The 1,890-nt window shown below is 64.2% G+C and carries 1 pseudogene; it reads left to right on the forward strand.

The features are described from left to right. Nucleotides 1-207: 207 nt before the first annotated feature. A pseudogene (locus ACLBYD_RS30670) lies at nt 208-1,780 on the forward strand (IS1634 family transposase). The last annotated feature ends 110 nt before the right edge of the window (nt 1,781-1,890 follow it).

Raw genomic sequence — 1,890 nt, forward strand, 5'->3', positions numbered from 1 at the left:
GTCAACAGTTGCGGCCGCAATGCCTCGCGGCATGGTGCCGTCGCCTGGGAACCGAATCGGAGCGGTCGCTATACGTCAGCGACGGTAGTCAGTGACCTGAGTTGCACCAGGTAAGCCTGCTTGCGGGGCGGTCCGGTGTATCTGTGCAGGTAGCAGCGGTGCGTGTTTGGAAAATGGCACACTAACGGCTCGGTAGACTTTTGGCCCGTGGCCGCCTACATCCGTAAAGTCCGCACCGCCTCGGGAGCAACCGCGGTGCAGATCGCGGCCAAGCAGGGCCGCCGGGACAAGGTGCTCGAGCACCTCGGATCGGCCCACACCGACAGCGAACTCGCCGCCCTGCTCGAGGCGGCGCGGGAGAAATTGCTCGCCGGCCAGCAGGAACTCGACCTCGACCTCGGCACCACCACCTGCTCGGCACCGACGATCACCGGGAAGCGGTCTCGGTGGTTGATCGAGGTCATCGCTGCGGCCTGGCGACGTCTCGGCTTCGATGTGGTCGACAACGAGGCGTTCTTCCAGCTCGTGACAGCCCGCATCGTCGAACCGACATCGGTTGCGGATGCGGGCAGAGTGCTGCGCGAGATCGGGATCGCCCCGGCCCACCGCAACACCTTCGTGCGGACCCTGCAACGGTGCACCGCCCACGGTTACCGCGACAACATCGCACGACGCTGCTTCGAGCACGCCGCCACCGCAGGAGATCTGAACCTGCTGCTCTACGACGTGACCACCTTGTACTTCGAAGCCGAGAAGGAAGACGAGCTCCGCAAGGTCGGATACTCCAAGGAACGCCGGGTGGACCCGCAGATCGTCGTCGGGCTGCTCGTCGACCGCACCGGATTTCCGTTGGAAATAGGGTGTTTCGAAGGAAACCACGCCGAGACCCGCACCATCGTGCCCATCGTGCGGCAGTTCCAGGCCCGCCACAATATCGACGGTGTGGAGATGGTCATCGCCGCCGACGCCGGGATGCTGTCGTCGACGAACCTGAAGGACCTCGATGCCGCTGGCCTGAAGTTCATCGTCGGCTCGAGGGTGACGAAGGCCCCGGCGGATCTGGCCAGTCATTTCCACTGGAACGGCGACGTGTTCACCGACGGGCAGGTCATCGACACGGTCACTCCACGGCACGCCAAAACCGTGGTCAACAACCTCACTCGTCGCAGCGAACCGGTGTGGGAGCCGGCCGACACCTCAGCGTGGCGGGCGATCTGGGCGTACTCGACCAAGCGTGCCGTGCGGGACAACCAGACACTCAACGCGCAGGAAGCCCGCGCCCGGGAGGTCGTCGACGGCACCCGTGCTGCCCGAACACCGCGGTTCGTCAAGAGCACCACGAAGGGCAAGTCGCTCGATACCGATGCTCTGGCCCGGGCGCGTTCCCTTATCGGCCTGAAAGGGCTACGTGACCAACCTGCCTGTCTCGCTGATGGATCCGCAGGAGGTGATGGCGAAGTATCACGATCTGTGGCACGTCGAGCAGTCGTTTCGGATGTCGAAGACAGACCTGCGGGCCCGCCCGATCTTCAGTCACACCCGCGATTCGATCGAAGCGCACCTGACCATCGTGTTCACCGCACTGGCGATCTCACGCTACCTGCAGGACGCGACCGGGATGTCGATCCGGAAGATCGTGCGGACCCTGCGTCCACTGCAGGAAGTCACCATCACGATCGCCGGCCACGAACACACCGCCTTCGATCCCCTCACCGACGACGCCGTGCACATCCTCGACTCCCTCGGCATCGCGAATCCCCGGTCCGGGTTGGCACACTAAGCTGGTGCAACTCGGGAGTTCTGAAATGGCGCGCCCAGTCGCGCAGAACCAGTCGGACATTTCGGCGACGGTCAAGCACTGATCAGTTCCGCTCCGCGCGTCACGATGTT

The sequence above is a fragment of the Rhodococcus sp. C26F genome, from assembly GCF_053345925.1.